The 1654-nt window shown below is 77.4% G+C and carries 1 protein-coding gene; it reads right to left on the bottom strand.

The genetic code is table 11. From position 1 onward, the window contains the following. Positions 1 to 4: 4 nt before the first annotated feature. On the bottom strand, positions 5 to 1654 hold a 1650-nt coding region (locus IEZ31_RS02580), incomplete at its 5' end, for a hypothetical protein (protein ID WP_229834005.1).

Raw genomic sequence — 1654 nt, 5'->3', positions numbered from 1 at the left:
GAAGCTAAGCCCTCCAGCGCCGATGGTACTGCACCCGAGAGAGTGTGGGAGAGTAGGACGCCGCCGGACAAACTTTCGATCGAGGGTCGCCCCCGTTGGGCGGCCCTCGATTCGTTTCTGCGGGGTCGCGCGCATGCGGCGCACCCCGTTCGGGAAGGATGAAGTCGTGAACGCGACGCCAGACGACGGCAACGACAACCGCCCGCGCAGGGATCGTGACGGTGGTGCCCGCGGGGATCGCTCCGGTGGGGACCGCTACGGGCGGGGTGACCGGCCGTCGGACCGCTACGCCGGCGGCGGCCGCTCCGGCGGGGACCGTTCGGGCGGCGACCGCGGTGGCTTCCGCCGTGATGACCGGGGCGACCGGTCCTCGGGTGGTTTCCGGGGTGAGCGGTCCTCGGGCGGCTTCCGCCGCGACGACCGCGGTGACCGGCCATCCGGCGGGTTCCGGCGTGACGACCGCGGTGACCGCGGCGACCGTCCGTCCGGCGGCTTCCGCCGCGACGACCGTGGCGACCGTGGCGACCGTCCGTCCGGCGGGTTCCGCCGTGACGACCGTGGCGACCGTCCCACGGGTGGTTTCCGCCGCGACGACCGTGGCGACCGCGGTGACCGGCCATCCGGTGGCTTCCGGCGTGACGACCGCGGTGACCGCGGTGACCGTCCGTCCGGCGGGTTCCGTCGTGACGATCGCGGGGATCGGCCCTCGGGGGGTTTCCGGGGTGACCGTCCCACTGGCGGGTTCCGTCGTGACGACCGCGGTGACCGTCCCACGGGTGGGTTCCGTCGTGACGATCGTGGCGACCGTCCCACGGGTGGGTTCCGGCGTGACGACCGCGGCGACCGGCCCCGGGGCGACCGTGAGGGCGGCGACCGGCCGTTCCGTCGTGACGACCGCGGGGACCGTCCCTCGGGCGGCTTCCGCGACGGCGGCGACCGGCCGTTCCGGCGCGACGACCGCGGCGATCGTGGCGACCGGCCGTTCCGGCGCGACGACCGCGGCGATCGTGGCGACCGGCCGTTCCGGCGCGACGACCGTGGGGACCGTCCGTCCGGCGGGTACCGGGGTGACCGGGACGGCGGGCCGCGCGGCGACCGGCCGTTCCGGCGCGACGACCGTGGGGACCGTCCGTCCGGCGGGTACCGGGGTGACCGGGACGGCGGGCCGCGCGGCGACCGGCCGTCCGGCGGGTTCCGGGACCGTGACGGCGGCGACCGTCCCTCGGGCGGCTTCCGGCGTGACGACCGCGGCGACCGTCCCTCCGGCGGCTTCCGGCGTGACGACCGCGGCGGCGACCGCGGCTTCCGCGGTGGTGAGCGGTCGGGTGGGTACCGGGACCGGGACTCGCACGGCGGCGACCGCCGGCCCGGCTTCCGCGACCGCGGAGAGGGTGACCGCCCGCGCGGGTTCCGCGACGGCGAGCGGTCCGGTGGCTTCCGTGACGGCGGCGGGCCGCGCGGGGACCGGCCGACCGGGTTCCGCGGCGACCGCGACGGCGGGCCACGGGGTGAGCGGACGGGTGGCTTCCGGGGTGACCGGGACGGTCGACCGCGTGGGGACCGGCCGACCGGGTTCCGCGGCGACCGCGACGGTGCGCCGCGGGGTGAGCGGCCGACCGGGCACCGGGGTGATCGTGAGGGTGGCTTCCGGCGT

The organism is Dactylosporangium sucinum (assembly GCF_014647515.1).
Lineage (GTDB): Bacteria > Actinomycetota > Actinomycetes > Mycobacteriales > Micromonosporaceae > Dactylosporangium > Dactylosporangium sucinum.
The sequence above is the reverse complement of the archived record's forward strand: the minus strand, read 5'-3'. Positions and strand labels throughout refer to the sequence as shown.